Source organism: Luteimonas composti (genome assembly GCF_042678665.1).
Taxonomy (GTDB): domain Bacteria; phylum Pseudomonadota; class Gammaproteobacteria; order Xanthomonadales; family Xanthomonadaceae; genus Luteimonas; species Luteimonas composti.
In genome coordinates, this window is the sequence record NZ_JBHTKU010000001.1 from 469,304 (window position 1) to 495,571 (window position 26,268).

At 71.0% G+C, this 26,268-nt stretch carries 24 protein-coding genes; 5 read left to right on the top strand and 19 right to left on the bottom strand.

All coding sequences use genetic code 11. The features are described from left to right. Positions 1-41: 41 nt before the first annotated feature. The 12 genes from ACFQ2D_RS02200 to ACFQ2D_RS02255 form a co-directional block, all read right to left on the bottom strand. On the bottom strand, positions 42-2,156 hold the full coding sequence (locus ACFQ2D_RS02200) for a M13 family metallopeptidase (RefSeq protein ID WP_280941958.1): 2,115 nt from the start codon (positions 2,154-2,156) through the stop codon (positions 42-44). Between the two features lie 200 nt (positions 2,157-2,356). After that, on the bottom strand, positions 2,357-2,824 hold the full coding sequence (locus ACFQ2D_RS02205) for an FKBP-type peptidyl-prolyl cis-trans isomerase (RefSeq protein WP_280941959.1): 468 nt from the start codon (positions 2,822-2,824) through the stop codon (positions 2,357-2,359). 338 nt (positions 2,825-3,162) lie between these two features. Next, positions 3,163-4,020 (bottom strand): endonuclease/exonuclease/phosphatase family protein, encoded by an 858-nt coding sequence (locus ACFQ2D_RS02210; RefSeq protein ID WP_280941961.1) that lies wholly within the window; start codon positions 4,018-4,020, stop codon positions 3,163-3,165. Continuing rightward, positions 4,010-5,323, bottom strand: coding sequence for an acyltransferase family protein (locus tag ACFQ2D_RS02215; RefSeq protein ID WP_280941962.1), 1,314 nt, complete (start codon positions 5,321-5,323; stop codon positions 4,010-4,012). The genes ACFQ2D_RS02210 and ACFQ2D_RS02215 overlap by 11 nt, the downstream gene beginning before the upstream one ends. Positions 5,324-5,373: 50 nt before the next feature. Then, the gene (locus ACFQ2D_RS02220) at positions 5,374-5,904 is read right to left on the bottom strand and encodes a hypothetical protein (RefSeq protein WP_280941963.1); all 531 of its coding nucleotides are present in this window, start codon (positions 5,902-5,904) and stop codon (positions 5,374-5,376) included. Between the two features lie 105 nt (positions 5,905-6,009). After that, positions 6,010-7,860 (bottom strand): right-handed parallel beta-helix repeat-containing protein, encoded by a 1,851-nt coding sequence (locus ACFQ2D_RS02225; protein WP_280941964.1) that lies wholly within the window; start codon positions 7,858-7,860, stop codon positions 6,010-6,012. Positions 7,861-8,000: 140 nt separating this feature from the next. Further along, a complete protein-coding gene (locus ACFQ2D_RS02230; RefSeq protein ID WP_280941965.1) occupies positions 8,001-8,831 on the bottom strand; it encodes an OBAP family protein in 831 nt (276 codons plus the stop codon). A gap of 19 nt (positions 8,832-8,850) precedes the next feature. Then, positions 8,851-11,628 carry a non-homologous end-joining DNA ligase gene (ligD, locus tag ACFQ2D_RS02235; RefSeq protein WP_280941966.1) on the bottom strand — a complete coding sequence of 926 codons (2,778 nt, stop codon included), beginning with the start codon at positions 11,626-11,628 and terminating at the stop codon, positions 8,851-8,853. A gap of 71 nt (positions 11,629-11,699) precedes the next feature. After that, positions 11,700-12,518, bottom strand: a complete 819-nt coding sequence (gene xth, locus ACFQ2D_RS02240; protein WP_280941967.1) for an exodeoxyribonuclease III — start codon at positions 12,516-12,518, stop codon at positions 11,700-11,702. Between the two features lie 60 nt (positions 12,519-12,578). Next, entirely contained in the window at positions 12,579-13,088 is a 510-nt protein-coding gene (locus ACFQ2D_RS02245) for a ferritin-like domain-containing protein (protein WP_280941968.1), read from the bottom strand. An 88-nt stretch (positions 13,089-13,176) separates the two neighbouring features. Further along, positions 13,177-15,696: a diguanylate cyclase gene (locus tag ACFQ2D_RS02250; protein WP_280941969.1), complete on the bottom strand. Its 2,520-nt coding sequence runs from the start codon at positions 15,694-15,696 to the stop codon at positions 13,177-13,179. 21 nt (positions 15,697-15,717) lie between these two features. Continuing rightward, positions 15,718-15,936 (bottom strand): hypothetical protein, encoded by a 219-nt coding sequence (locus ACFQ2D_RS02255; RefSeq protein ID WP_280941970.1) that lies wholly within the window; start codon positions 15,934-15,936, stop codon positions 15,718-15,720. 376 nt (positions 15,937-16,312) lie between these two features. Between ACFQ2D_RS02255 and ACFQ2D_RS02260 the strand changes: the two genes are divergently transcribed. Beyond that, positions 16,313-16,741, top strand: a complete 429-nt coding sequence (locus ACFQ2D_RS02260; protein ID WP_386795550.1) for a DUF2231 domain-containing protein — start codon at positions 16,313-16,315, stop codon at positions 16,739-16,741. After that, positions 16,738-18,159, top strand: a complete 1,422-nt coding sequence (locus tag ACFQ2D_RS02265) for a PQQ-dependent sugar dehydrogenase (protein ID WP_280941971.1) — start codon at positions 16,738-16,740, stop codon at positions 18,157-18,159. The genes ACFQ2D_RS02260 and ACFQ2D_RS02265 overlap by 4 nt, the downstream gene beginning before the upstream one ends. Before the next feature lie 67 nt (positions 18,160-18,226). Here the strand turns inward: ACFQ2D_RS02265 and ACFQ2D_RS02270 are convergent, their stop codons facing one another. The 5 genes from ACFQ2D_RS02270 to gntA all read right to left on the bottom strand — a co-directional run bounded on the left by ACFQ2D_RS02270 (position 18,227) and on the right by gntA (position 22,225). Next, entirely contained in the window at positions 18,227-18,595 is a 369-nt protein-coding gene (locus tag ACFQ2D_RS02270; RefSeq protein WP_280941972.1) for a SpoIIAA family protein, read from the bottom strand. Between the two features lie 99 nt (positions 18,596-18,694). Further along, positions 18,695-19,735: a S66 peptidase family protein gene (locus tag ACFQ2D_RS02275; RefSeq protein WP_280941973.1), complete on the bottom strand. Its 1,041-nt coding sequence runs from the start codon at positions 19,733-19,735 to the stop codon at positions 18,695-18,697. A 75-nt stretch (positions 19,736-19,810) separates the two neighbouring features. After that, a complete protein-coding gene (locus ACFQ2D_RS02280) occupies positions 19,811-20,755 on the bottom strand; it encodes a glutathione S-transferase family protein (RefSeq protein ID WP_280941974.1) in 945 nt (314 codons plus the stop codon). A gap of 88 nt (positions 20,756-20,843) precedes the next feature. Beyond that, positions 20,844-21,482 (bottom strand): urea carboxylase-associated family protein, encoded by a 639-nt coding sequence (locus ACFQ2D_RS02285; protein ID WP_280941975.1) that lies wholly within the window; start codon positions 21,480-21,482, stop codon positions 20,844-20,846. After that, positions 21,479-22,225: a guanitoxin biosynthesis heme-dependent pre-guanitoxin N-hydroxylase GntA gene (gntA, locus tag ACFQ2D_RS02290; protein ID WP_280941976.1), complete on the bottom strand. Its 747-nt coding sequence runs from the start codon at positions 22,223-22,225 to the stop codon at positions 21,479-21,481. Before gntA ends, ACFQ2D_RS02285 begins: the two co-directional genes overlap by 4 nt. Before the next feature lie 131 nt (positions 22,226-22,356). Here gntA and ACFQ2D_RS02295 point away from each other — a divergent pair, with 131 nt between their 5' ends. Together ACFQ2D_RS02295 and ACFQ2D_RS02300 are read left to right on the top strand one after the other, a co-directional pair. Further along, on the top strand, positions 22,357-22,494 hold the full coding sequence (locus ACFQ2D_RS02295) for a hypothetical protein (RefSeq protein WP_280941977.1): 138 nt from the start codon (positions 22,357-22,359) through the stop codon (positions 22,492-22,494). Between the two features lie 113 nt (positions 22,495-22,607). Next, positions 22,608-23,087, top strand: coding sequence for a VOC family protein (locus ACFQ2D_RS02300; RefSeq protein WP_280941978.1), 480 nt, complete (start codon positions 22,608-22,610; stop codon positions 23,085-23,087). 22 nt (positions 23,088-23,109) lie between these two features. Here ACFQ2D_RS02300 and ACFQ2D_RS02305 read toward each other — a convergent pair whose 3' ends face one another. Both ACFQ2D_RS02305 and ACFQ2D_RS02310 read right to left on the bottom strand, forming a co-directional pair. Beyond that, a complete protein-coding gene (locus tag ACFQ2D_RS02305; RefSeq protein ID WP_280941979.1) occupies positions 23,110-24,348 on the bottom strand; it encodes a CynX/NimT family MFS transporter in 1,239 nt (412 codons plus the stop codon). Positions 24,349-24,420: 72 nt separating this feature from the next. Next, positions 24,421-24,780: a hypothetical protein gene (locus ACFQ2D_RS02310; RefSeq protein WP_280941980.1), complete on the bottom strand. Its 360-nt coding sequence runs from the start codon at positions 24,778-24,780 to the stop codon at positions 24,421-24,423. Between the two features lie 142 nt (positions 24,781-24,922). Between ACFQ2D_RS02310 and ACFQ2D_RS02315 the strand changes: the two genes are divergently transcribed. After that, positions 24,923-26,263, top strand: coding sequence for a M14 family zinc carboxypeptidase (locus ACFQ2D_RS02315; protein WP_280941981.1), 1,341 nt, complete (start codon positions 24,923-24,925; stop codon positions 26,261-26,263). Positions 26,264-26,268 lie beyond the last annotated feature (5 nt).

The following is a 26,268-nucleotide window of genomic DNA, read 5'->3' on the forward strand; positions in this document are numbered from 1 at the left end:
GCAAGGCAGGAGGGGCAGCCTGCGCTGCCCCTCCTCGTGCGTCACCAGATGCGGACGCGATCCTCGGGCGCGATCCACAGCGGATCGCCCTGCTTGACGCCGAATGCCTCGTACCAGGCATCGATGTTGCGCAGCGGCGCGAACGCGCGGATGTGCCCGGGCGAATGGGTGCCGTTGACCAGCTGCTGGCGCAGCGCATCGTCACGCCACAGCGTGCGCCACACCTGCGCCCAGCCCAGGAACAGGCGCTGCTCGCCGGTGAAGCCGTCGATCACCGGCGCCGGCTTGCCGTCGAGCGAGCGGCGGTAGGCCTCCAGCGCGATGGTCAGCCCGCCGAGATCGCCGATGTTCTCGCCCATCGCCACCTTGCCGTTGATGTGCATGCCCGGCAGCTGCGGGAACTCGTAGGCCTCGTACTGCGCGCCCAGCTTCGCCGCCTGGGCCTCGAACTTGGCCGCGTCCTCGGACGTCCACCAGTCGCGCAGCACGCCGGCGCCGTCGGACTTTCGGCCCTGGTCGTCGAAGCCGTGGATGATCTCGTGGCCGATCACGCCGCCGATGGCGCCGTAGTTGACCGCCGGGTCGGCATCGGGATCGAAGAACGGCGGCTGCAGGATGCCGGCCGGGAACACGATCTCGTTCTTCACCGAGTTGTAGTAGGCGTTGACCGTCTGCGGGGTCATGCCCCACTCGTCCTTGTCGACCTGCTTGCCGAGGCGGGCGCGGCGGTAGTCCCACTCGAAACGCTGCGCGCGCAGCGCGTTGCCGAACACGTCGCCCTCACGCACTTCCAGCGCGCTGTAATCGCGCCACTTGTCCGGGTGGCCGATCTTCAGCCCGAAACCGGCCAGCTTGGCGCGGGCCTCGGCCTTGGTCGCCGGCGACATCCACTCCAGCGCGTCGAGGCGGGCGCCCATCGCCAGCTTCACGTTGGCCACCAGGTCGTCCATCTTGGCCTTGGCGTCCGGCGGGAAGTACAGCGCCACGTAGTCGCGGCCGATGGCCTCGCCCATCACGCCTTCGACGAAGGACACCGCCCGCTTCCAGCGCTCGCGCGGCTGCGGCTGGCCGGACATGAACTTCTCGCGGAACTCGTAGTGGGCCTTGACGAAACGCGCCGGCAGCAGCGGGGCCATCGAATCGACCAGGTCGGCCGCCTGCCAGGCCTTGAGCGTGTCCAGGTCGGTGTCGGCGAAGACCTTGGCCATCTGCGGGATCGCGCTGTCCTGGCGCACCACCGCGCGCTCGGCATGGCCCACGCCAGACGCCTCGAAGAAGCTCGCCCACGGGAAGCCCGGCGCCTTTGCGTCGAATTCCGGCAGCGCGAGCGGGTTGTAGGTCTTGTCGCGGTCGCGGCTCTGCGCGCGCGTCCAGTGCGCCTCCGCGATGCGGGTCTCGAAGTCGAGCACCTTCTTCGCGTTGCCTTCCGGATCGTCCCAGCCGGCCAGCGCGAGCAGCTCGGCCACGTAGGCCAGGTAGCGCTCGCGCTGCGGCGCGAAGTTCTCGCGCAGGTACATCTCGCGGTCGCCCAGGCCCAGGCCCGACTGCGACAGGTAAAGGGTGTAGCGATCCGGATCGCGCTGGTCGTCGGAGACCATCAGCCGGAACAGGCCGCCGCCGAAGCCGCGCGCGACGCTGGCGCGCACCAGCGCGTCCTTGTCGGCAGCCTCGCGCAGCTGGGCCAGCAGCGGCCGCAGCGGTGCGTCGCCGCGCGCCTCGATCGCCGCCTCGTCCAGGAAGTCCTGGTAGAGCGTGGCGATCTTGGCCGCATCGCCGCCGGTGGCCGGATCGGCCTTCGGGTAGCCGTCGAGCAGCTTGCGCACGCGCGCCTCGGACAGGTCGCGCAGCACGCGGAAGTTGCCGTAGCTCGACTGGTCGGACGGAATCTCGGTGGTGCGCGCCCAGTTGCCGCTGGCGTAGGCGAAGAAATCCGTGCCCGGCGCGATATCGCGGTCCATGCCCTCGACGTCGAAGCCCCAGCTGCCGTAACGCTTCGCCTCGATGGCGCCCTGGCCCGCGCCGCCACCGGCCTCGACCGGCACCAGCGCCTGCACGGTGCAGGCCTCGTCAACACAGCCGTGGCCCTCGCTGGCCGCTGCCGACGCCGACAGGGCCAAGGCCAGCAGCGTTGCCGCCGACAGGATGTTCTTCTTCAAGATCGATCTCCAAGCTATTGATTGACAAGACAAGGCGGTCTTGCAACCTGCGCCGCCTCTGCGTCGAGGATAGCGGCGGCGCCCGTGCGTGGCCCGGGCCAAAGGGCATGGTCTCGGCCGCAACCATGCCCGATCGGCCCGCGCCGGAGACACGCGAACGCGGTGGGCGCGCCCACCTTCGCGCGGGCGGAGGTCGTGGCTCAATCCTGGGCGACGCGCCCGGTCTGCTTCTCGGCCTCGGTCGAATCGCGCACCTCCAGCACCCGCACGTCGAAGTGCAGGGTCTGCCCGGCCAGCGGGTGGTTGCCGTCGATGCGGACCTTGTCGCCGTCCACTTCGACCACGGTCACCAGCAGCGGGCCGCGCTCGCTGCTGGCCTGGAACTGCATGCCCGGCTCGACCTTCTCCACGCCCTGGAAGGCTTCGCGCGGCAGCACCTGCACCATGCCTTCGTTGCGGACGCCGTAGGCCTCTTCGGGCGGCACGTCGACCTGCAGGGTGTCGCCGGCCTGCTTGCCGGCCAGCGCCTTCTCCAGGCCCGGGATGATGTTGCCGGCGCCGTGGAAATAGGTCAGCGGACGGGAATCGGACGACTGGTCGATGATCCGGCCGTCGTCGCCGGTCAGGGTGTAATGGATGCTGGCAACGCGCGCGGCAGCGATCTCCATGGAGTGTCTCCTTGGACGTGAGGGGATGAAGGGAGGTGTCCGCGAGTACATGCCGGTGCAATCACGGCGGAGCGGACGCCGACCACCATAGCGGCGCGGGCTGTGCGGCGCAAACGCCTGGCCCGCCACGTGGCGCGCCCGGGGCTCCGAAGTGAACGGCGGATTCAGCCCGGGACCAGCCGCGGGCCGCCACGGCCGCTGCCGCGGCGAGCCGGAGCGTTTCCGCCTGCGACGGCGCAGTGCCGCAGACCAGTGCCCGGCATGCACGCGGCCGCAGCCGGCGGTTCGTCCGCGCATCCCCGGAATGCGCACGCCGGGGGACGGCGATGCGGCCTGCGTCAGGGCCGCGGCGCGGCGAACTCCACCAGGACCGGGAAATGGTCGGAGACGTGGCGTCCTTCGACGGGTGCATCGACGGTGCGCACGCTGCGCGCCTGCAGCCCTCGCGCGAACACCCAGTCGATGCGCCGGTCCGGCGTGCCGGTGAATCCGTGGAAGGTGCCTTCAGGTCCCTCGCGCCGCGGCGCCTGCTCCCAGGCATCGTCCAGGACCGCGGTCAGCCGCCGGTGGACCTCGCCACCCGGTACGTCGTTGAAATCGCCAGTCACGATGACGGGCACGTCCTGCCGCGCGCCGAGCCATTCGAGGATCAGCGCCGCGCCGCGCAGGCGCGCTTCGACGTCGTCCGGGCGGTACGGCAGGTGGGTGTTGAGCAGGTACAGGCGCACGCCATCGGCGCTTCGCTCGAACAGGCCCCAGCTGGCCATGCGCGGATAGGGATGGCCCCAGCTGATGCTGCCCGGCACCTGCGGCGTGTCCGACAGCCAGAAGTGCCCGGAATCGAGCAGCCGCCAGGCGTCGCGGCGGTAGAACACGCCCATGTGTTCGTCCGCGTCGCCACCGCCCCGGCCAACGCCGAACCAGGCGTACTGCGGCAGTCGCGCGGCCAGCTCGTCGGCCTGGCTGCGCATCAGTTCCTGGGTGCCCAGGAGATCGGGGGCGGTGTCGTCGATCAGCCGCGCCATCGCGTCGCGGCGCAGCGCCCACCGGTCGGGGCCATCGCTGTCCAGCGGCAGGCGCACGTTGAGGGTCATCACGCGTATCGGCGCAGGCGGTTCGGGCAGCGAAGCGCAGCCGGCCACCGCAAGCAGCGCGCAGGCGGCCAGGACGCGCCACGCCGGTCGTTTACCGCGCATCCGCCCTGCCCTCGTCGTCCCGTGGTGCATCCCCGCGACGGCGCAGCTGCCAGGACGCCAGCAACAGCAGGGGCAGTCCGATCGCCGCGCCCGGCCATGCACCCCAAACCAGCGCCGCCGCCAGTCCGGCATAGAGCGCAAGGCCACCCAGGAGGATTCGCCCAAGGTTGTCCACCGGAGGCACGTCGCGTGCCCGGGCCAGTTCGAAGCGCAGCACCGCCGCAATCACGGGCGCCACCATCAGCAGGCATAGCCCGATCCAGCACGCACGCCCCAGCCAGAACCCGGGCTCGCCCGGCAGGCCGGCATCGATCGGCAGGCCCAGCCGCTCGCCCAGCCAGGCCGCCGGCAGCTCGGCGAGCTTGTGCCACAGGTACAGGGGCATGCCGAGCGCCCCCAGCACCGTGATCGCGCGCGCGGGCGCGTGTCCCGCCAACAGTCGCCGGGCCAGCGGTTCGCACAGCAGCACCACGCCGACCTGCAGCCACACCACGCCCAACAGCGCCAGCGTCGGCGGCAGCATGTTGTTGCCGGCCAGCGCCACGCCCACCATCGCCACCGGATAGCCGCTGCCCATCGCCAGCAGCAGCCAGGCCGCGCCGAGCAGCACGAAGCCGGCGCCCGCGGCGGGCCCGCGGAAGCGCCCGCGTGCCCAGGCGATGCCCAGCTGCTGCGGGACCAGCCACACCACCAGCATGTTCAGCCAGGCGATGCCGGGCTGCCGCTCCGCCACCCGCGCGCCGAGTTCGCGCAGCGCCTGCAGCGAACCCGCGTCGGCGCGGGCCAGGTCCAGCACGCCTGCCGCCAGCACCAGCAGCGCGATCGCCGCCACGCCCATGCGCGTGTCCATGCGCAGGCACCACGGCAGCAGCGCCTGCACCGTGAGCAGCATCAGCAGGAACCACAGGTGGATGGTCAATGACTGGCCGAACACGCCCAGCAGCCGGCCGTCCGACAGCAGCGCGACCAGCGCCAGGGCCACCAGCACCACCAGGTAGCTCACCGTGGGTCGCGCCAGCGAAAGCGCGCGCGCCGCCCACCAGTGGCGTTGGCGTCCTGCGGCCAGCCGACGCTCCACGCCCGCCGTGCTGACCGCCGCCGAGACGAATACGAACAGCGGCACCACCTGCACCAGCCAGGTCAGCATCCCCGCCGCGTCCCAGGCCGCCAGCAGGTGGTCGGTGTCGACCAGGCGGCCGTCCACCAGCCGCGGCAGCGTGGCCATCCAGTGCCCGAACACCACCACCAGCAGCGCGCCTGCGCGCAGGGCGTCGGGATAGGGGTCGCGTCGCGACGACGACATCGGATGTCCGGACAGGGGGCGGCCCATGGTAGCCGGGCGCGTGCCGCGGCCTACAGGGTCCGGGTCACGTCCGCGCCGCGTTCGGACAGGAATCGCGCGGCACGCTCGCACTGCGCCTCGTCCAGGGCGTGCACCAGTACCGTGTCGCGGCCCTGCTCCATCGCCTCGCGGGTCGCGTGGATGTAGCGGTCGTGGTCCGGGCGCAACGACACCAGTCCGCCCAGCAGCAGTCCGGCGGTGGTGCCGAAGAACAGCAGCGCCAGCACCGCGGCCAGCGGCGACTGCACGATGAACGGCACTCCGCCCCAGTACAGCAGGGCGAACGCCAGCAGGCCGAGCAGCCCGCCCCACAGTCCCAGCCAGAAATGCGCGGTCAGGATCGTGCGCCAGATGCCGCCGCCTTCGGGCTCGAGCTTGATGTCGACATCGGCCGCGTCCGGACCGACCAGCTTGACCTGGGCCTGGGCGATGCCGAGCTCGCGACACAGCGCCATCGCGGCGTCCTGCGCGGCCTGGCGACTGTCGAACACCGCCGCCAGCTTGCTGTTGGAGACTTCCCCGGTGAGCGGGAGGTCGGACATGGGAGCGGATTCCTGAAGCCTGTCGGGAGGCTGGCAGATCCGGCGTCGCATCAACGTGATGCGGCGCGCGCCGCGGCGATGCCGCGACGGCGCGCGCCGAAACCGTTACCGCGCGATGGCCGGATACGCGCCCGGCAGCGCCTCGCCGCTCCAGCCCAGTACCTCGCGCGCCTCTTCCGGCACCGCGGCCGGCTGGACCGACGCGGGCGCGCGCGCCAGTTCGAACCGGCGAAGGTCCACGCTGCTGAACAGGTTGCCCTCCCACGGCACCAGCGCCACGCCACGCGACTCCACCCCCGCGCCCCGGCGGAACGCATCGAGGCTGTCGTACTTTGCCAGGCAGTCCTTGCCGCGCACGGGACTCCAGGTCACCAGCGGCTCGTCGCTGGGTCCGCGCACGTACACGTTGCCGTCCACGCGGGTGGCCATCGGCCGGGTGAGCACGCCGCATTGGCTGGCCTTCTGGTCGAAGTGCAGCAGCGGTCGGGTGAATCCCTCGCCCCCCACCAGCAGGTTGCCCTCGAATGCGTGGCCCTCGCGCTCGTCCACATCCGGACCGGTCTGCGGGTGCCAGCCGAAATGGTCGCCACGGGCGCTGCGCTCGTCGCGGTCGAACAGCGCCGGCGAGTTGTAGAAGGTGTTGTGGTAGACCCGCGCATCGGCGCTGTTGAGGATGCGGATGCCCTGCTCGTTGTCCACGAACACGTTGCCCGCGACCACGATGCCCTTCGAGATCTCGAAGAACAGGCCGATCAGCGTACCCTCGACATGGTTGTTGGCGAATACGCCATCGACGTTGCCCACGTCGTACCACACGCCATTGGAGTGGGGATGGTCGATGACCAGGTTGTCGCGCACCGTCACGCGCCAGGACTGGTTGAAGATCTTGACCGCCGCCGGGAAATAGCCGGTGAGCCGCTCGATGTTGTTGCGGCGGACGATGTTGCGCTCCAGCAGCACGTCCGACGAGCCGATCACGTAGATGCCTTCGGTGCCGGTGTCGCTGATCAGCGAATTGCGGATCACCAGGCCATCGCCGCGGAAATAGCCGGCCACGCGCGAGGTGAAGCTGATGGTGACGTTCTCCAGCGTCGTACCCACCACCTCCTTGCCGTGTTGGGAAGGATCGGACACGCCGACCGGATCGTCGGTGGGTTCCTCGTTCGGCCCGGTGGACGGCTTCTTGCCCTCGATGTCGATGGCGCGGAACGCGTACTGGGTGAAGGTCAGCCCGCGGATGGTCGGGCCCTTGCCGTCCGACGGCTTGCCGTGCACCTCGCGCGAGGGACGATGCAGTGCGATGTCGTGCGCGGTGATTTCGATCTCGTGCCCGGCCGGGTCGACGCTGACATAGACATAGCCGTTGTCGTAATCGATGTAGTAGCCGTCCTCGCCAAGGCCGCCGGCCCAGCCCTGCGAAAGCAGCGGCCTGCCGTCGACGAAGACCATGTCGTTGTTGAAGCGGTGCAGCGGCGTGCGCATGCCCTCGCGCTCGACCCGCCACCAGGCCAACGGCCTGGCCGGGAACAGACGGTCCCACTTCGTGCGCCAGACGCCGTCGCGCAGCGTCTCCCAGTCCGTGGCCACGCGCGTGCCCTTGAGGATCGGCCGTTCGTCCAGGTAGGGCTGCAGGGTGATGCCCTGGTTGAGCTGCAGTCCACCGGTGCGGTAGGTACCGCCGCGCAGCACGATGGTGTCGCCGGTCACGACGCGCGCGATGGCCGCTTCCAGGCTCGTCGGCCGCGCCAGCGCGTCGCCCGCCGCATTGGAATCTCCGTCGGGAGCGACGTAGTAGACCCGGCCCTCTTCGGGGACCGCGTAGGCCTGCGGGATCGGTCCGTAGGGACCGCCCGAGGGCTGTGCCAGCAGGGGCAGCGGCAGCGTGGCCAGCAGCAGGGCCAGCAAGGCGCGCAGGCGATGGAAACGCGCCTGCGGCGCGGCGAAGCGGATTGGCATTGGTTCCTCCCGGAGACACGTGGCCGGAGTCGTACGCTCCGGTGTTAGCGCTACCAGAAGGTAGCACGTGTCGACGGGCGTCGCCGCGCGATGCGGCTCCGGATCCGCGCCGTGAGCAGACCCGCGTTGGACGCGCGCGGTCAGCGATCCGGGCTCCCGTTCGCCGACGGCCCCGCATCGCCATCCGAATCCGCGTTGCGACCCGGCGCTTCGACGCCCTGCTGCTGGTGCTCGGGATGATGCGTCTGGCCAGTGGGATCGGGCACCTGGTACACCTGCCCCCGCTGCCAGGCATCGGCCTCCGGATGGACCCGGGGAGCGGGAATGCCGGAACGCGACTCGCGCCTGGCGGCGCTGTCGATGCCCAGTCGCGCATCGCGCTCCGCGATCATCGCCGGATCGGCCTGCCCGTCTGCGGTAAAGGCCATCATCAGCTGCGGCACGCCCAGCGGCAGCGCATCGTCCTGGTCGGTGTGCCAGGTATGCCAGGTCTTGCCGTAGGTCCCGACCAGCTTCTCCATCAGCGCGCGTTCGGCCACCTCGGGCAGTCCCGGTGCGACCAGGGTGCCCGACTTCACCTCGTGCACGTGGCTGTGCCACAGCGCCTGCTCCGCGGCCGGCAGGCCGGCGAACAGCTCGCCGCTGATGATGTACTCCACGCCCATCATCTTGGCCTCGCGCACGCTCCCGTCGTAGATCACGCACTGGATCAGTTCTTCGTTGAGCACGGCGCAGTAGTGGTGCGCCTCCATCTGCGCGTCCATCCGCCCGTTGTAGAAATGGAATCCGTCCAGGTAGGCATTGAGCGCCTCGATCGGCGGCTTGTCCTGGAGTGCGGAGGCGCCGGCATCCAGGGCCTGCGTGACCGGGGTTTCCTCGCGCCCGGGCGCGTCCACGCCCGATCCGGTCTGGTGTCCGCCGCAGGCCGACAATGCCAGGGCCAGGGTCGCGATGGTGAGGTTGCGCTGCATTCGATGCTCCCGGGTATCGTCAGTTGCCTTTGGCCCAGCGCGCCAGGTTCTGGCGGATGCGGTCGATGCCCTCCCACGGGTCCTTGCGCCGGCGGCGCAACCGCGCCGGGACGTCCGCGAGCCCGAAGGCGTTGGCCGCGGGCAGCTTCGACAGTTCGCGCCAGGCCAGCGGCATGGCGACCGGCGCATCCGGGCGGCCGCGCAGCGAGTACGAAGCCACCGCCGTCGCGCCGCGGCCGTTGCGCAGGTAGTCGATGAAGATGCGCTTGCTGCGCTTGCTCTTGGTGGCGGTGGCGAGAAAGCGGTCGGGCTGCGACTGCGCCAGGGCCTCGGCGAAGCCGCGCGCGAACCGTTTGGTCAGGTCCCAGTCGCAGCCGGGATTGAGCGGTACGACCACGTGCAGTCCCTTGCCGCCGGAGGCGCGCAGGAACGATTCGAGTTCGAGACGTTCGAGCAGCTTGCGGATGTCCGCGGCGGCGCGCTTGATCTCGTCGAAGGGCACGCCCTCGCCCGGATCCAGGTCGAACACGACCCGGTCGGCCACGTCCGGATCGGCGGCGTGCGCGCCCCAGGGATGGAACTCGATGGTGTTGAACTGCACCAGCTCCATCAGCCCGGCCTCGTCCTCGACCACGAGGTAATGCGCGTTGCGCCCGCTCTCCTCCTTGAGCCGCACGGTGGACACGCGCTCCAGCCCGGCGGTGAGGTGCTTCTGGAAGAAGCAGTCCTGGCCGATGCCACCGGGGCAGCGGATCACCGACAGCGGCCGGCCCGCGATCTCCGGCAGCAGGTACTCGGAGATCGCGGCGTAGTAGTCCCAGACGTCCTGCTTGGTGATGCCCGCGTCGGGGAACAGCAGCTTGTCGGGACTCGACAGCGTGGGCAGGCCGGACGGGCGGGCGCGGGCGGCGGCACTGCGCGAGGTGCGGGAGCGCGCCGCCTTGGCGGTCTTCGCGGCGCTTGCGGTCCTGGCGGCCTGCGCGGCCTTGCCCGCCTTCGCGGACTTCGCGCCCTTCGTTGCCTTCGTCGTCCTGGGGGTCGTCGCAGCCCCTGAAGCCCTCGCGGTTCCGGATGCCCGCGCAGTGTTCGCGGCCTTGGACGCTGCGCCCGCTTTGGCCGTCCTGCGCGGGCCACCGCCATTCTTCGCTGCCGTCCGCGCGGCGGCCGAGGGTTCTGCCATGTCGGGGACTCCGGTCTTGTCGGGGTCGTGGTCGCTGTCGGACAGGTCGCCGATCTCCTTGTCCCAGCGCACCGTCTTGAGCGAGGGCTGCCGCAGCAGCTGCTGGCGGCCGATGCCGCGATAGTGGACCTCGACCACGAAGCGCGGCGCGAACCAGGTCGCGCTGCGCAGGTCGGTGTCGGTGGTGCCGACGAAGGCGGTGGGCTCGCGCGCGCCCCCGCGCAGCCGCGCGTTGACCTCGCGCATCAGCGCGTCGTTGAAGCCGCTGCCCACCCGCCCGACGTAGCGCCAGCCGTGCTCGGCATCCGGTTTGGCCAGCAGCAGCGAACCGAAGCCCTTGCGGCTGCCCTTGGGCGCGGTGTAGCCCACCACGGCGAACTCGTCGCTGGCCAGTTGCTTGGTCTTGCGCCAGTCGTCGCCGCGGCCGCCGTGGTAGGGCCGGTCGCCGCGCTTGGAGATGATCCCCTCGAAATCGCCCTCGCCCGCCAGCCGGTACGCCGCCTCGCCGTCGCCCTCGATATGCGAGCTGTAGGCCAGCTGCGCGGGTGCGCCGTCCAGCAGTTCCTCGAGCAGGGCCTTGCGCTCGACCAGCGGCGCGGCGCTGATGTCGACGCCATCGACGTGCAGCAGGTCGAACAGCGCCAGCGACAGCCTGCCCTGGCGCTCGCCCGACAGGGTGGACTGCAGCAGGTTGAAGTCGGCGCGCGTGCCGCTGCCGGCGAGCAGTTCGCCGTCCAGGGCGACGCTGCGCAGGCCCAGCGCCTGCAGCGCGCCGACGATGTCGGGCAGCCGGTCGGTCCACTCCAGCGCGTTGCGCGACCACAGGCGCACCTGGCCTTCGGCGATGGTGGCGACGATGCGATAGCCATCCCACTTGAGTTCGTGGATCCACTGCGCGCCGCTGGGCGGGGTCTCGCCCAGCCGCGCCAGCTGCGGCTCGAACGGGCCGGTCGGCGCGGCCGCCTGCGCGGCACCCGCCAGCTTGCGCGCCCTGCCCGCCCAGTCCCGGCGCCGGCGCTTGCGCACCGGCACGCTGGCGAGCTTCTTCTTGACCGGCTTGCCGCTGCCGGAGCGCTTGAGGTCCTCGGCGGGTGGCGCGGTCACGTCCGCCAGCAGGTCGTCGGCCTCCAGCTCGCCGGCGTAGTCGTCGCGGTCCTTGAACAGCAGCCACTGCGGCTGCCGCGCCGGCTTGCCCGAGCGCACCAGATGCCAGCCGCCCTTGAGTTTGTCGCCGAACAGGTCGAAGCGCAGGTGGCCCTTGGCCAGCTGCTGTTCGGCGTCGCCGTCGGTGGACCAGACGCCGTGGTCGAAGCGGGCCACGTGGCCGCCGCCGTACTCGCCGCGGGGGATCTCGCCTTCGAAGCCGGCATAGTCGAGCGGATGGTCCTCCACCTCCACCGCCATGCGCTTGACCGACGGATCGTAGCTGGGGCCCTTCGGCACCGCCCAGCTCTTCAGCGTATCGCCGACCTGCAGGCGGAAATCGTAGTGGCGACGGCTGGCGTGGTGCAGCTGCACGACGAAGATCGGCCGCCGGCCGCGCGGCGCCGGCTTGCCCGGCTCGGGCTCGCGGGTCCGGTCGAACCGTCGCTTGCGGCGATAGTCCTCGATCGTCATGGCGTGTGCGGGGGCATGGCGGTCTACGTCCGGACGCCCTACCTACCGCAGGCGGCGTCGCGCATGCGTGATCACGCCTTGCGCCGCCGCGTCGCGCCGCTCGTGCGGAGCGTCACCCAGGTGGGCGCGTGGTCGCTGGCCTTGGGCTGCAGGCGCACGCTGCGGTCCACGCCGGCATCGACCAGGCGCGCGGCGAGTACGGGGTTGAGCAGCAGGTGGTCGATGCGCAGGCCCCGGTCGCGCTCGGCGTGCTGGCGGAAGTAGTCCCAGAAGGTGTAGATGCGCGCGTCGCCATGCACCCGGCGCAGCGCATCGGTCCAGCCCTGCGCGAGCAGGCGCGCATACTCCCCGCGTACTTCGGGCTGCAGCAATGCGTCCTTGCGCCAGCCCGTGGGGTCGTAGATGTCCTCGTCGGTCGGCACCACGTTGAAGTCGCCGACCAGCGCGACCGGGTGCGGCAAGTCCACCAGGGTGGCGGCATGCCGGTACAGCCGGCGCATCCAGGCCAGCTTGTAGTCGAACTTGGGCCCGGGCTGCGGGTTGCCGTTGGGCAGGTAGAGGCCGCCGACGACGATGCCGTGGATGGCGGCCTCCAGGTAGCGGCTCTGGGTGTCGCTGCGGTCCCAGGGCAGGCCGCGGCGGCTTTCCACCGGCACCGTGCCGCGCCCCAGCAGCGCGACGCCGTTCCACGAGCGCTGGCCCTGCCAGATCGCGCCATAGCCCGCCTGTTCCAGTTCGGCGGCGGGAAACGCGGCGTCCGTGGCCTTGAGTTCCTGCAGCGCGACGATGTCGGGCCGTGCCTGCTCCAGCCACGCCAGCAGCTGCGGCAGGCGCGCGCCAATGCCGTTGATGTTGAACGTGGCCAGTTTGAGGGTGCGGCTGCGCGCCACCGTGCGCTCCTCGCTGCCGCGGCCCGCCCGCGCGGGAGGCGCGGACGGGCCGGCGGGTGCTTACTTGCGCGCGGTCACGCCGGGGGTTTCGTCGCGCACCAGGAACTGCTGGGTGACCTCGGGCAGGTGCTCCTGCAGCCACTGGGCCATCGCCTCTTCCTGGGCGAGGATCTGCTCGCACGCGCGCTGGGTCTCGACATCGCCGACCGCCTGCGCGGCGGCGATCAGGGTGCGGTAGGACGCGATTTCCATGTGTTCGAACACATAGCTGGCCATCGAGCCCTTCACGATCTCGTCGGACGCCATCATGCCGCCGACGGCCTGGCCCATGGCCATGACCTTGCCCATCGTGTCCTTGATCGTGGACGGCGAGCCGCCCAGGCGGCTGATGCAGCTTTCCAGGAGCTGCTGCTGGCCGAGAGTCTCCTGGATGTGCTGTTCGATGCGGGCCTTGAGTGCGGGATAGTTCTCGATGCGGGCCGCCTGCCCCTTGAGCATCTGTTCGGCCTGCTGCTCCATCGCGTGCGCGTCGCGCAGCCAGTCGAGGAGGTGTTCGCGGGCGTCGGTCATCGGGGGTCTCCTGAACGTGGGAGCCACGATCCTGCCGGCCGCGCGGTGAATATCGCGGCACGATGGCGTCAACGCCTGCGCGAAGCGCTCAGGCGATGCGTTCGGCGCGTCCGTCCACCACCGTGCCCGGTTCCCGGGCGGCGGGACGCAGCGGCGGGATCACCAGCGTGGTGTATTCCTGGTAACGGGCGCGCGGCAGGTCGCGCAGGCGCAGGTGGTCGGCGCGCGGGGCTTCGATCGGAAGCCGCGCGGCCTCGTACAGGATCACCTCGTGCTCGGGCGGATACCAGCGCAGCAGCCGGTCCACCAGGTCCTGCAATCCCCCGGGTTCGGCGTGGAAGCGGGTGCAGGTCAGGTCGCCGGCCAGGGCCACCTGCCACAGCAGCACCAGGCCGGCGTTGTCCGGGATGCGCTCGTACACCATGAACTGCGTGGCCTCCATCGACTGCACGCCGTAACGCCCCGGGTCGATGCCGAGGTCGGCGTAGAGGCAGGCTTCGGCCGAGATGCCCGGTTCCATCCGGGCCGGGAAGCCCTCCGCGCGCGCCTTGCGCACGACCCCGTGGGGCACGTCCGCGAACACGCCCGGGTGCCCGTAGAACACCGCGCAGACGCGCTTGCCGGTGCGCACCTGCTCCATGATCGCGGCGTCCATCTCGCGGTAGGTATCGCGCCGGTCCTTGCCGTCGGCATAGTGCACGCCAAGGTGGATCGCGTCGGGGCGGAAGTCGCGGATCATGCCCAGCGAGAACGGATCGACGAGGCACAGCACCACGTCGGCCTCGCGGATCTCAGACAGGCAGCGCTCGCTGATGTGGCGGCCGAAATCGATGCCGCTTCCCACCACCACCAGGCCGCCGCCGGGGGCGCGCGCCGCGCCGCCCTCGTCCGCGTGCACCACCCGGTCGCGCCCTTCGTGCTTGGCGCGATACAGGGCCTGGTCCGCCTCGTGGACGAGCTGTTCGAGGTCGTCCGCCCGTTCGCCGGCCTGGCACACGCCCGAACTGATGCTGAAGCGCACGGTCTGGCCGAACACGGCGATCGGCTCGATCCGGGCGCGCAGGCGCTGCAGCAGTTCCGCGGCGGAAGCGGCGTCGGCGTCGAGCAGGATCATGAATTCGTCGCCGCCGCTGCGCCCGGCGATGCCGCCGTCGCCTACCTCTTCGCTGATCCAGGTGCCGAGCGCCCGCAGCGCCTCGTCGCCGGCGGCGTGGCCGTGGCGGTCGTTGACGCTCTTGAAGCGGTCGATGTCCAGTACGACGGCGGTGAACGGGCGGCCTTCGGCGCGCGCACGGGCGAACGCCTGCTCGCCGAGCCGCCGCGCGTGCTGGTAGTTGTACAGGCCGGTCAGGCTGTCGTGTTCGGAGCGCCAGCGGTAGCGGCGGCGCTCGCGAAGGGTATGGCGCAGCAGCAGTCCCAGCAGGACGGCGATGACGACCAGCCCGCCCATGCCCGCCGCCAGCATCCACTGCCGCCGCTGCGTGGCGGTGACCTGGAGGGCGGCGAGCTCCTTCTCGGCCTCCAGCAGGGCGATCTGCTGCTCCTTCAGGCGCGTGTCGAACTCGACCTGCAGGTAGGTCAGGCGACGCTCGCGCGCATCGCGTTCGGCGATCGCCGCGGCTTCCGCGCCCGCGCGGAAATGCGCCAGCGCTGCCGCGAGATTGCCGCGCCGCTCGGCCAGGCGCGCGCGCAGTTCCTCGGTTTCGGCGATGGCCAGGTGCGCCTGCTGGCCGCGGTAATAGGCCAGCGTTCCGTCGAGCATGGCGTCGGCGCGGTCCAGGTCCTGGTCGAGTTCGATCAGGCTCTCGGCCATGACCAGGCGCGCGCTCCAGACCCCTGCGGTGAAGCCGGCGCGCTCGAACTCGGCCAGTGCCTGCCGCGACCAGTCCAGCGCCTCGGCGTGGCGACCCTGGCGCGCGGCCATCTTGCCGACGCCATACTTGCCGTTGGCGATGAACACCGGATCGCCGGCCCGCGAACAGGCCTCGATCTGGCGCCGGCGCCAGGTCTCGGCCTCGGCGAAGCGGCCGGCATGGTCCTCGGCCAGGGCGACGTCGCTGAGCGACAGGCACAGGGCGCGGGGGTCGTTGAGCGGCTGCACCACCTCGAGCGCCCGCATGGCCAGGTCGCGGGCCTTGTCGGTCTCGCCCACCAGGGTGTGCAGGTAGCTGGCGGAGCTCAGCATCCCCGCCGATTCGCCGGGCGCCTCGGGCAGGTAGGCCAGCGCCTCGCTCAGCCAGGTGAAGGCCTGCGACCACCGCTCCAGGTTGCCGGCCACGCTGATGGCGGTGTTGTACACCCGCAGACGCAGCTCGACCGGCAGGTCCTGCTGCAGCAGTTGGTCGAGACCGTCCATCGCGCCGGCCTGGTCGCCGGCGAGCGCGCGGTTGCGCAGACGCACGAACTCCAGCCGCTGGCGATGCGCCGGGCTGAACCCGGGGGCCTCCGATTCCAGTTGCGCGATCGCCGCTTCCGATTCGCGCCAGTGGGCGGTGACGGCAAGCCGCTCGATGTCGCGGACCCGCGCGTCGAGCGGATCGTCCTGGGCGTAGCCGGGTGCGCAGGCCAGCGCCAGGCCCAGCAATGCGCTGGCGATCAACCGGCCCATGGCGGCACCGCGACCGCGGTGCTATTCCTCGTAAAGCTTGATGGTGTGGTTCGTGGCGAACTTGCCATCCGGCAGGCCGGTCAGCCGCTTGACCGCGGCGTAGTCCCGCTCGGCCATGGCCCGGTGTTCTTCCTCGGTCAGGCCGGCGCGCTGCAGCACGGCCTCCGGATCGCGTGCGTATTCCTCGGCGAGCGCAGCGTCGCTGCCCAGCCTCCTCATCAACCCGATCAGCTTCGACATGTCCCTTCCCCGGTACACACAGCCCTGGTCGCGCCGCCGCCGCCGTCCCGCGATACCCGGGCCCTTCCTGCGGCAAGGGCGCAGTGCACTGCAGCTCCCTCAGGTTGGCGACATTAACACATGGCGCAGGGCAGGCGGACGGGCCGCGCGGCGGCCCGCAAGCCCGGTCGCCGGGCGCCAGGTCCGCAGTGTGGGCAGGACTGCGCCGCCCGGCCGGCCGACTCCTTCGTTCGCGTCGCGCCGTGCACCTGTCTTGCACATGCTCCCCGCTAGCCTCGCCTGCACGTCGCGCCTGTGTTGCCCGCGGACGCTCCACCGAGCGCCGCGCGTGCACCACTCCCGTCGCGTCGATCCCGTCTTCATCGAGGAGTCCAGCGTGGCCGTGATCGTCGACCAGCGCCTGCCCCGGCCGCTGCATCCCCTGCACGCGGTTTTCCTTGCCGGCGCCCTGCCCCTGTTCGCCGGTGCCCTGCTGAGCGACATCGCGTACTGGCGCAGCTACGAGATCCAGTGGAACAACTTCGCGTCCTGGCTGATCGCCGGCGGACTGGTGCTGGCGGCGGTGGCGCTGCTGTGCGCGGTCGTCGACGCGCTGGGTGCGCGTCGACGGCCCGGGTGGCGGTTCGCGTATCCGCTGGTGCTGGCGGCGGCGTGGCTGGTGCAGCTGTTCAATGCCCTGATGCACGCGCGCGACGCCTGGGCCAGCATGCCCGGCGCACTGGTGCTGTCGGCGATCGGCACGCTGCTAGCGCTGGGGGCGGTCTGCCTGGGATTCCATGTCCCGCGTCGCGGGGTGGTGCCGTGAGCCGGCGGTGGAAGGCGACCCGGGTCGCCACGACCACGCTGCTGGCGGTTGCGCTGGCCGCCTGCGGCAAGGCGCCGCAACCGGTCGAGCAACAGTACGGCGCCGACCCGGAGCTGCCGCAGCCGCATCGCGGGCTGCTGCCGAACATGACGATCTCCAAGCCCGTCGACTGGGGCGACCGGCTGCCGGTCGCGCCTGCCGGCTATACCGTGCGCGCCATCGCCACGGGCCTCGGCATCCCGCGGCAGACGATCGTGCTGCCCAACGGCGACATCCTCGTGGCCGAGGGACGCGGCGGCAACGCGCCCAAGCTCAAGCCCAAGGACGTGATCGCGGGCCTGGTGAAATCGCGTGGCACCACGTCTGTCCCGAGCGGCAACCGCCTGACCCTGCTGCGCGACGCCGATGGCGATGGCGAGTACGAACTGCAGACGGTGTTCGCCGAAGGCCTCGACGCACCCTATGGCCTCGCCCTGGTCGGCAGCCAGCTGTACGTGGCCAACCAGGACGCGGTGGTCCGCTTCGACTACCAGCCCGGCCAGACCCGCGCCAGTGGCGCGCCGCAGACGCTGACGCCGCTGCCCTCGGAGATCAACCACCACTGGACCAAGGCGATGACCGCCAGCGCCGACGGCCGCCTGCTGTACGTGGGCATCGGCTCGAACAGCAACATCACCGAGCGCGGCATGCCCGCCGAGGCCGACCGTGCGGTGGTCTGGGAAATCGACGCCGCCACCGGCATGCACCGCACCTACGCCACCGGCCTGCGCAATCCGACCGCGCTGGCGATCGAGCCCGGGAGCGGCCAGCTGTGGGCGGTGGTGAACGAGCGCGACGAGATCGGCCCCGACCTGGTGCCCGATTACCTCACCTCGGTGCGCGAGGGCGGCTTCTACGGCTGGCCCTACAGCTACTGGGGCGGCAACGTCGACGACCGGGTGCGGCCGCAGGATCCGGACAAGGTCGCCTCGGCCATCGTGCCCGACTATGCGCTGGGCTCGCACGTCGCCGCGCTCGGCCTGGACTTCTCTTCGGAGGTGATGGGGCCGCAGTTCGCCGAGGGCGCGTTCGTCGGCATGCACGGCAGCTGGAACCGCGCCGATCCGGTCGGCTACAAGGTGGTGTTCGTGCCGTTTCGCAACGGACGGCCTGCGGGCGATCCGATCGACTTCCTGACAGGCTTCCTCGACGCCGAGAACCAGCGGGCGCGCGGACGCCCGGTCGGCGTCACCGTCGATCCGCGCGGCGCCCTGATCGTGGCCGACGATCTGTCCAACACGATCTGGCGGGTGAGCCGCGACGACGCGCCAGCGATGCCGCCCTCCTCCGCTGCGTCCACGGGGACGGATGCCGGGGCAGCGGCGGATGCGGAGCCGGCCCCGGAGCCGCAGGCGGGACAGGCGCAGGAGCAGCCATGACCGGGACTCGCGGTGGCGGGACTCCGCCGCCGGCGACGCCGGGCAGGTCCGCCCGTCGCCGTGAATTTCAGCCCTGTTGCACCCAGGCCAGTGCATCCTCGCGCTGCGCGGGTTCGAAGACGCGATAGCTGACGAACGGCAGCAGCGCGCTTTCCAGCCGCGAGCCCACGCGGACCCAGGCCTGGTCGGCGACGACCGCGACGCGGCCGAACTTCTTCAGCTGCCCCAGCAGCGGCATGGCCCGCGCGACATGGGCGCCCAGGCCGGCCAGCGCGATGCCGTCGATCGCACGCGTCTCCACGTACACGTGCACCTGGCCGTGGCGCTGCAGCCTTGCCTCGAGCCGGTCCATGATCGCCTCCAGGTCGGTACTCGCCACCTCGTCCCTCACGACCAGGGCAATCACATCGTCGGCGGTGGGAAGGAAGTCATGCATCGCGGTTCCTGCCTGGAGGTCGACGGCGGAAGACCCGCCGGGGACCCGCATGATCGACAACCGCGGGTGTGCGCCGGGTCAAACCGCGCCGCGCGGACTTCAGTCCTGGAACACCGGATCGAGCAGGCGGAACGTTCCGGCATCCGCATCCATCTCCACGCACCCGCCGACCGGGACGATGAACTGCCTGCTGATGTGCCCGATCATCGCGCCGCGATAGGCGGGGATTCCGAGCGGCTTGAAATAGTCGTCGAAGATCTCGTCCAGGGTCAGCGAGCCGAAGCCCTCCCCCGGATCGCAGTCGGTGCATTCGCCGAAGATGACGCCGGCGATGCGGTCCAGCGCGCCCATCAGCCGTAACGTACTGAGCATGCGGTCGACCCGGTATGGCGCCTCGGACACGTCCTCCAGGAACAGGATCTTTCCGCTGAAATCCGGCAGGTAGGGCGAGCCCGCGAGCGCGGTCAGCACGGTCAGGTTGCCGCCCACCAGTTCGCCGCTGGCCTTGCCGCCGTGGATGGTGAGGGTGCGGTTGCGCCGCGGCACCAGTTCGTCGCCGGCCTCGACCTGGTTGCGGTATTCCATCAGCTCGCGCTGGAAGAACACGCGCTCGAACTGGTCGGCATTGAACCGGTTCCAGCTGCCGGTGCCATTGGGGCCATGAAACGTCACCAGGCCGGTGCGGGCGTGGATGGCGCTGTGCAGCGCGGTGATGTCCGAATAGCCCAGCAGCACCTTGGGATTGGCGCGGATGGCCTGGTAGTCGAGCAGCGGCAGCAGGCGCGCCGCACCCGAGCCGCCGCGCACGCAGATCACGGCCTTGACCTCGCGGTCGGCGAACGCGGCATTGATGTCGGCCGCGCGTGCGCGGTCCTCTCCAGCGAGGTGGCCGCGGCGCGACGCGTAGTGGCTGCCGGTCCTGACCCTGAGGCCCAGCGCTTCCATCACCTCGCCCGCGAGCTGCAGGCTCAGGCGCTCGTCGGTGGCGGACGAGGGACTCACCAGGGCGACGGTATCGCCCTTCGCCAGCGGGACCGGCAACAGGCGCGAGGGCGCGCGCGCGGCGATCGCCGGTGCGCCGGGAAGCGACAGCGCCAGCGCCGCGAGCGCCGCATTGCCCAGGAAATCGCGCCTTCGCATCGGGTTGTCCGTTCGCAGTCGGGAGCCGACAGCCTAGCGACCGGCGCTGGCCGCGACAATCGCCGCGGCCGGGCCTCAGTACAGCTGCAGCGGGCCCAGCGGCACGATGCCGGTCGGGTTGATCTGGCGGTGGCTCTCGTAATAGTGGCGCTTGATGTGGTCCATGTGCACGGTGCCGGCGACTTCGGGCATCGCCATCATCCGCGCCACGAAGCTGCTGAGCGCCGGGTAGTCGGCGATCCGCCGCAGGTTGCACTTGAAATGGCCGTGGTAGACGGCGTCGAAGCGCACCAGGGTGGTGAACAGGCGGATATCGGCCTCGGTCAGGCGGTCGCCTACCAGCCACTGCGCATCCTGCAGGCGCTGCTCAAGCCAGTCGAGCGCCTCGAACAGCGGTCGTACGGCCTTCTCGTAGGCCTCCTGGGTGGTGGCGAACCCGGCGCGGTAGACGCCGTTGTTGACCTCGGCGTACACGCGTTCGTTGACCCGGTCGATCTGTTCGCGCAACCCCTCCGGATAGTAGTCGCCCGGGCGGGCGCCGAGACCATCGAAGGCGGTGTTGAACATCCGGATGATCTCGGACGATTCGTTGCTGACGATGGTGTCGGTCTGCTGGTCCCACAGCACCGGCACGGTCACGCGGCCGCTCATGCCGGGCCGCGCGCGCAGGTAGAGCTGGTACAGGTAATCCGCATCCATCACCGGGTCGGGGACCACGCCGGGCCCGTCATCGAAGGTCCAGCCGTGCTCGCGCATGCGCCAGTGCACCACCGACACCGGCACCAGGTCCTCGAGCCCCTTCAGCGCGCGGAGGATGAGGGTGCGGTTCGCCCAGGGGCAGGCGTAGCTGACGTACAGGCGGTAGCGCCCCGCCTCTGCCCGATGCCCGCGCTGCCCGCCCGGTCCGGGCGCGCCGTCGGCGCTCAGCCAGTCACGAAAGCGGGCCTGCTCGCGCTTGAACTCGCCATCGCTGGTGTCGTACCACTCGTCGTGCCACGTGCCGTCGACCAGCAGTCCCATGTCGCCTCCATCGATCGTGCCTGCAGGCAGGGTAGCGCGGCAGGGGTGGCGGCGGCGTCCCGTGGCTGCGTTGCAGTGTTCCCTTCCGTCAGCGCCGGGCGCTGGCGCGCTCGACGCGGAAGTCGATGGGCTTGTAGCTGAAGTTGTTCGACTGTCCCGCCGAACAGGCCGTCAGCGCCACCACCAGCGGCATGTGGGCGCGCAGGCGCACGTAATCGCCTGCCTTGCTCAGCGGCGGCAGGACCGCGATGGCGCCGGTACCGCAGTCGACGCTGACGTGCATGAAGATGTTGAAGGCCACCGGCACCCGGTCGACGCCGATACCGTAGGGAGCCAGCGCGGCGGCGAGATTGCCTTCGCAACCCGGCCGCCCTTCCGGCTCGCCGTAGAGCAGTTCGAACATCCGCTTCGAGCACGGCGTCAGGGTGAAGTCGTGGCGGCCGCAGGTGTCCTCGACGATGGTGAACATCGGGCGGCTGCGGTTCGAATACAGCACGTCGCCGGTGCTGAGCCAGAGCTTGGACGCGTAGTCGATGGAACGGCCGGACGAGAGGTATTCGTCGAGGTCGTCGCGTGCGAACGCGGTCAGGTCGCTGACCTGCTGCCCCATTGGATCGACCACGATCAGCTCGTCGCCGAGTTCCAGCTCCACCGCCCGGCCGGAACACGGCGGAATGCGCTCGAAACCCTCGGCGGCCATCGTCCCGGACGCCTGCCGCGCGCTCATGGCGACTTCACCCGCAGCGGACAGCCCCAATGGGGCTCCACCGCGCGGCCGCTGTACTGGCGGGCCTCGCTGGCGGTGCCGAAGTCGGCAAGATTGGGATTGATCGAACCCTGCAGCGCCCTGTCGCGGGCGCGCGTGGCCTTCTGCATCTTGGCGTAGCGCCCGTCGGCACGCAGCCGCTGGAACTGCCGGTGCGAATTGAACACCATGACCGGCGCCTGGAAGCGGCGCGCCAGGCGCGACGCGCCCGGATGCAGGCCGATCACGAAGAACGGATGCCCGGCCAGGCTGAGGCTGAAGTCCGGATCGTCGGGATTGCGGCTGACGTCCTGCGCCCAGGGGCGTCCGCGCCGCACGTCCAGGTCGTGAAGCCGCTGCAGCTGCGACCACAGCAGCGCCTCGAAGCGGCGCTCATCGGTATCGCGTGGCCCGTCGAACAGCGCCACGAGGGAATGCAGCGTGGTGTCGCCCGGGTCGACGCCATCGAGCATGGTGGCGAATACGCCGAGCTGGTCCAGCAGGGCCGCATCGTTGGCGCGGTCGCCCAGCGGGCCGAACTCGTGCATGGAGATCGCATTGCGCGCCAGCGCGGCCTTCGCGCCCACGCACGGGAAGGCCGGGCCGGCGAGGAACTTGCGCAGGCGCGCTGCCAGCGCGCCTTCCTCGTTGGCGAGGCGGGCGGCGGACGCTCGCGGCTGCAGGAGCGAGTGGTCTACGGGGCATCTTGCAGCGGCAGTGGGCATATCGATCCAGGTATCGCGGGAATGCCCTGCACCCTAGGGACTGGTCCGCCAAGGTCGCGTGTGCGCGGCGCCTCACGAGTGTTTCCGCAGAAAAATGAGACACTGCGCGTTCATATGAAGACGGAGTGACCGTGGCCAAGCCCAACTATTCGTTCGAGAAGCGCCAGCGCGAACTGGCCAAGAAGAAGAAGCAGGACGAGAAGGCGGCGAAGAAGCGCGCCGAGCGCGAGGGCAAGCCCGACACCGCGCCGGAACCCGGCCAGGGCTAGCCGGGCCTGCGCTTGGGGGAGCGATACGGGAAGGCGATGTCGATTCCCGCCCTGCCCGCTCGTCGCGGTCTTGAAAGGGCCATCCGGGCCCGTTCCTTCCGCAGGAGTCCCCAATGCCACACCGCAACACCATCTGCCTCTGGTTCGACGGCACGGCGCTGGAAGCCGCGACCTTCTACGCGCAAACCTTCGCCGACAGCGCGGTGACCGCGGTCCACCGCGCGCCGGCCGACTTCCCGTCGGGCAAGGAAGGCGACGTGCTGACCGTCGAATTCAGCGTGCTGGGCATTCCCTGCCTGGGCCTCAATGGAGGACCGGCGTTCCGGCACAGCGAGGCGTTCTCGTTCCAGGTGATGACCGAGGACCAGGCCGACACCGACCGGCTGTGGAACGCCATCGTCGGCAACGGCGGCCAGGAGAGCGCCTGCGGCTGGTGCAAGGACCGCTGGGGGCTGTCGTGGCAGATCACCCCGCGGGTGCTGACCGAGGCGGTGTCGAACCCCGACCGGGCGGTGGCGCGTCGTGCATTCGAGGCGATGATGCGGATGCGGCGCATCGACATCGCCGCGATCGAGGCCGCGGTTCGCGGCTAGCGACGCGTCGCGACGGCGGCGGTCACCACTGGTCCTCGAGCATGCGTGGCCGGCAGGCCTGCCAGGCCCCGGCCACCATCAGCGCCACGCACAGCAGCAGGAAGGCGAACGACCAGGTCCAGCCGCCGGTCGCCTCGTGCAGCGCGCCGAACAGCAGCGGGCCGGCGCAGCTGAGGGTGTAGCCCAGCCCCTGGGTGAACCCGGACAGCGCCGCCGAACCACCCGGCGTGCGCGTGCGCAGGTTGATCAGGGTAAGCGCGAGCGGGAACGTCGTCGGCCCCAGGCCCAGCAGCACCACCCACAGCACCGGCCACTGCATCGGCGCCAGCAGCAGGCCGGCGAACGCGGCCAGGTAGCCGAGCACGCAGCCGATCACCAGCGGGAACGGATTGCGTACCCGTGCCGCCCAGCCCGGCACCAGCAGCGCGCCGACCAGACCCAGCGCCGAGAACAGCGCGGTCATGGCGCCGCCGAAGGCCTGGCTCGCGCCCGCCTCGGACAGCAGCCTGGGCAGCCAGGTGAACATGGTGTAGGTCACCAGCGAGGTCATGCCGAACATGAAGGCCATGCCCCAGGCCAGCGGTGCCCGCCAGACGCTGCCCCGCGCGGGGGGCGACGCGAGCTCCGGCGCCTCGTCGCCCGGCGCCACCGCACGGTCGTGGAGGACCGCGAGCAGACCCCGGTGGTGCCGCTCCTGCCACAGCACCGCCATCCATGCCAGCGCCGCGGCCACGGCCGGCAGCGACCACACCCCCAGCGACACGCGCCAGCCGGCCGCCTGCGCCAGCGGCACGGCGGCCAGGGCCGGCAGCATCGTGCCGACCTGCAGCACGGTGATGTAGAGGGTGCTGACCGAGCCGACCCGGTCGGGGAAATAGCGCTTGACCAGCGGCGGCAGCACCACGTTGCCGACGCCCATCCCGGCCAGGGCGACGACCGAGCCTCCCAGCAGGCCGCCGGTGCCGCCTGCGCAGGAGCGCGCCAGCAGCCCGCCCGCTGCCAGCAGCATCGACAGCAGCGCCGTTCGCTCCAGGCCGATGCGGTGCGCCAGCCGCGGGGTCAGCACGCCGAAGGCCGCGAAGGCCGCGGTCGGCACCATCCCGAACACGCCGGTCATGGTGGCGCCGAAGCCGAACGTGCCGCCCAGGCTGTCGAGCAGCGGCGTGAGCGAGGTCACCGCCGTGCGCAGGTTGAACGCGGACAACAGGATGCACGACAGGGCCAGCAGGCGGCCGGCCCAGGGAAAACGGGGGGAGGTCATCCTCCTATTGTCGGCGAACGCCAGCGCGCAGGGCAGCACGCACGCCGCGATACTGCGTTGTGCCCGCCGCGATCAGCGCAGCGGAACGAGCTCGTGCGACGGGCCCTGGCACACCACCAGGCTGCCCTCCTCCCTGCTGCCGGTCGCCCGCACGCGCATGCCCTCGGCGAGCGCGGCGACGTCCACGGGCGCCGCCTGGCAGAGGTTCCAGCGCGCCGGCAGCTGCACCGTGACGCGCCCGCCCGCATCCGCGTCGATCGCGATCACCGCATTGCCGTCGTAGGCCCAGGGGCTGGTATCGATCGACGCGATGCTGCCCTCGATCGTGGTGTTCGCGCTGGCAGGACCCGGAGCCGGGGTGCCCGCGCAGGCGGCGAGCATGACGACAAGCGCAGTCGAGGACAGGACGGCGATACGCTGCAGGCTGGACATCGCAACTCCAGGGCGAGGCAAGAGGACAGCACGATGGCATGGAACCCGACAACGCGGCGCAAAGGCCGGCGCATCCGGACGCGCGTTGACAAGCCGGGCACGGGTCCAGAGCATGGATCGCATCCCGTTGCCGGAAAACCGCATGCGAACCACCGCCGCGCTGCTGCTCGCCGGCCTCCTCTGCCTGCCGCCCGCCGCTACCGCGTCGGGGACGGCGACCTCGCAGGACGCCGCTGAGGCGGGCGTGACGCGACTGCCCGCGCCTCCACCCTGGCTGGCCGGACTGGATGCGCTGTACGACGCGCGCATCCGCGTGGCGGGGCTGGAGGATCGCCGCTTCCAGCCCGAACAGTGGTGGCGGGTCGCCGCCCCGCTGCTCGAGCAGCCCGGCGTGTCGGTCGAGGAGATCGGGCGCAGCGCCGAGGGGCGGCCGCTGCGGCACGTGTCCTGGGGCGAAGGTCCCATCCGAGTGCTGCTGTGGTCGCAGATGCACGGCGACGAAAGCACCGCCTCGATGGCCCTGGCCGACCTGCTGCGGTTTATCGGCGCGCAGCCGTCGCATCCGCTGGTGGAGCGGCTGCGCCGCAGCACCACCCTGCACCTGCTGCCGATCGTGAACCCGGACGGTGCCGCGCGATTCCGGCGCCACAATGCCCTGGGCATCGACATCAACCGGGACGCGCGCGCCCTCGCCTCGCCCGAGGCGCGCGCCCTGCACGGCCTGCGCGAACGCCTGCGGCCGCACTATGGCTTCAACCTGCACGACCAGCGGGTCGGCTATCGCGCTGGCGATTCGGAGCGGGGCACCGCGATCGCCCTGCTCGCGCCACCGTTCAACGAATCGCGCGAGGTGGACGCGGTGCGTGCCCGCGCGATCGGCCTGGCCGTGGCGGTCCGCGCGGTGCTCGAGCCCTACGTCGGCGGCCACATCGCCAAGTGGGACGACACCTTCAATCCGCGCGCCTTCGGCGACCTGACCGCGCAGGCGGGCGTGTCCACCCTGCTGATCGAATCCGGCGGCATCGAGGGCGACCGCCACAAGCAGCGCTTGCGCAAGCTCAACTTCCTCGCCCTGGCCGGCGCGCTGGACGCAATCGCCACCGGCGCCCATCTCGACCTGCCGCACGGTCCGTACGAGGACCTGCCGGAGAACGGCGAGGTCTGGCCGGACCTGCTGGTGCGCGGCGCGACCCTGGTCGTGCCGGGCGCGGAACCGGCGCGCGCCGACGTGATGGTCGCGTTCGACGAGCCGCTGCTCGAGCGCGGCGGCAGGATCGCGGAGATCGGCGACCTGGCCGACGCCAGGGCCCGCCGGGTGATCGACGGGGCCGGCCTGTACCTGTTGCCTCTGGCGTCCGGGGACGGGCGTGGACTCGCCCCGCGAGCGGCCGCGCGCTTCGCGCTCAGCCGCGATCCCGAAGGCCGCGAGGTGGTGTGGACGCTGGCGGAGGACGTCGACCCGGAGGCGCCGTCCCCGCCCTGACGCAA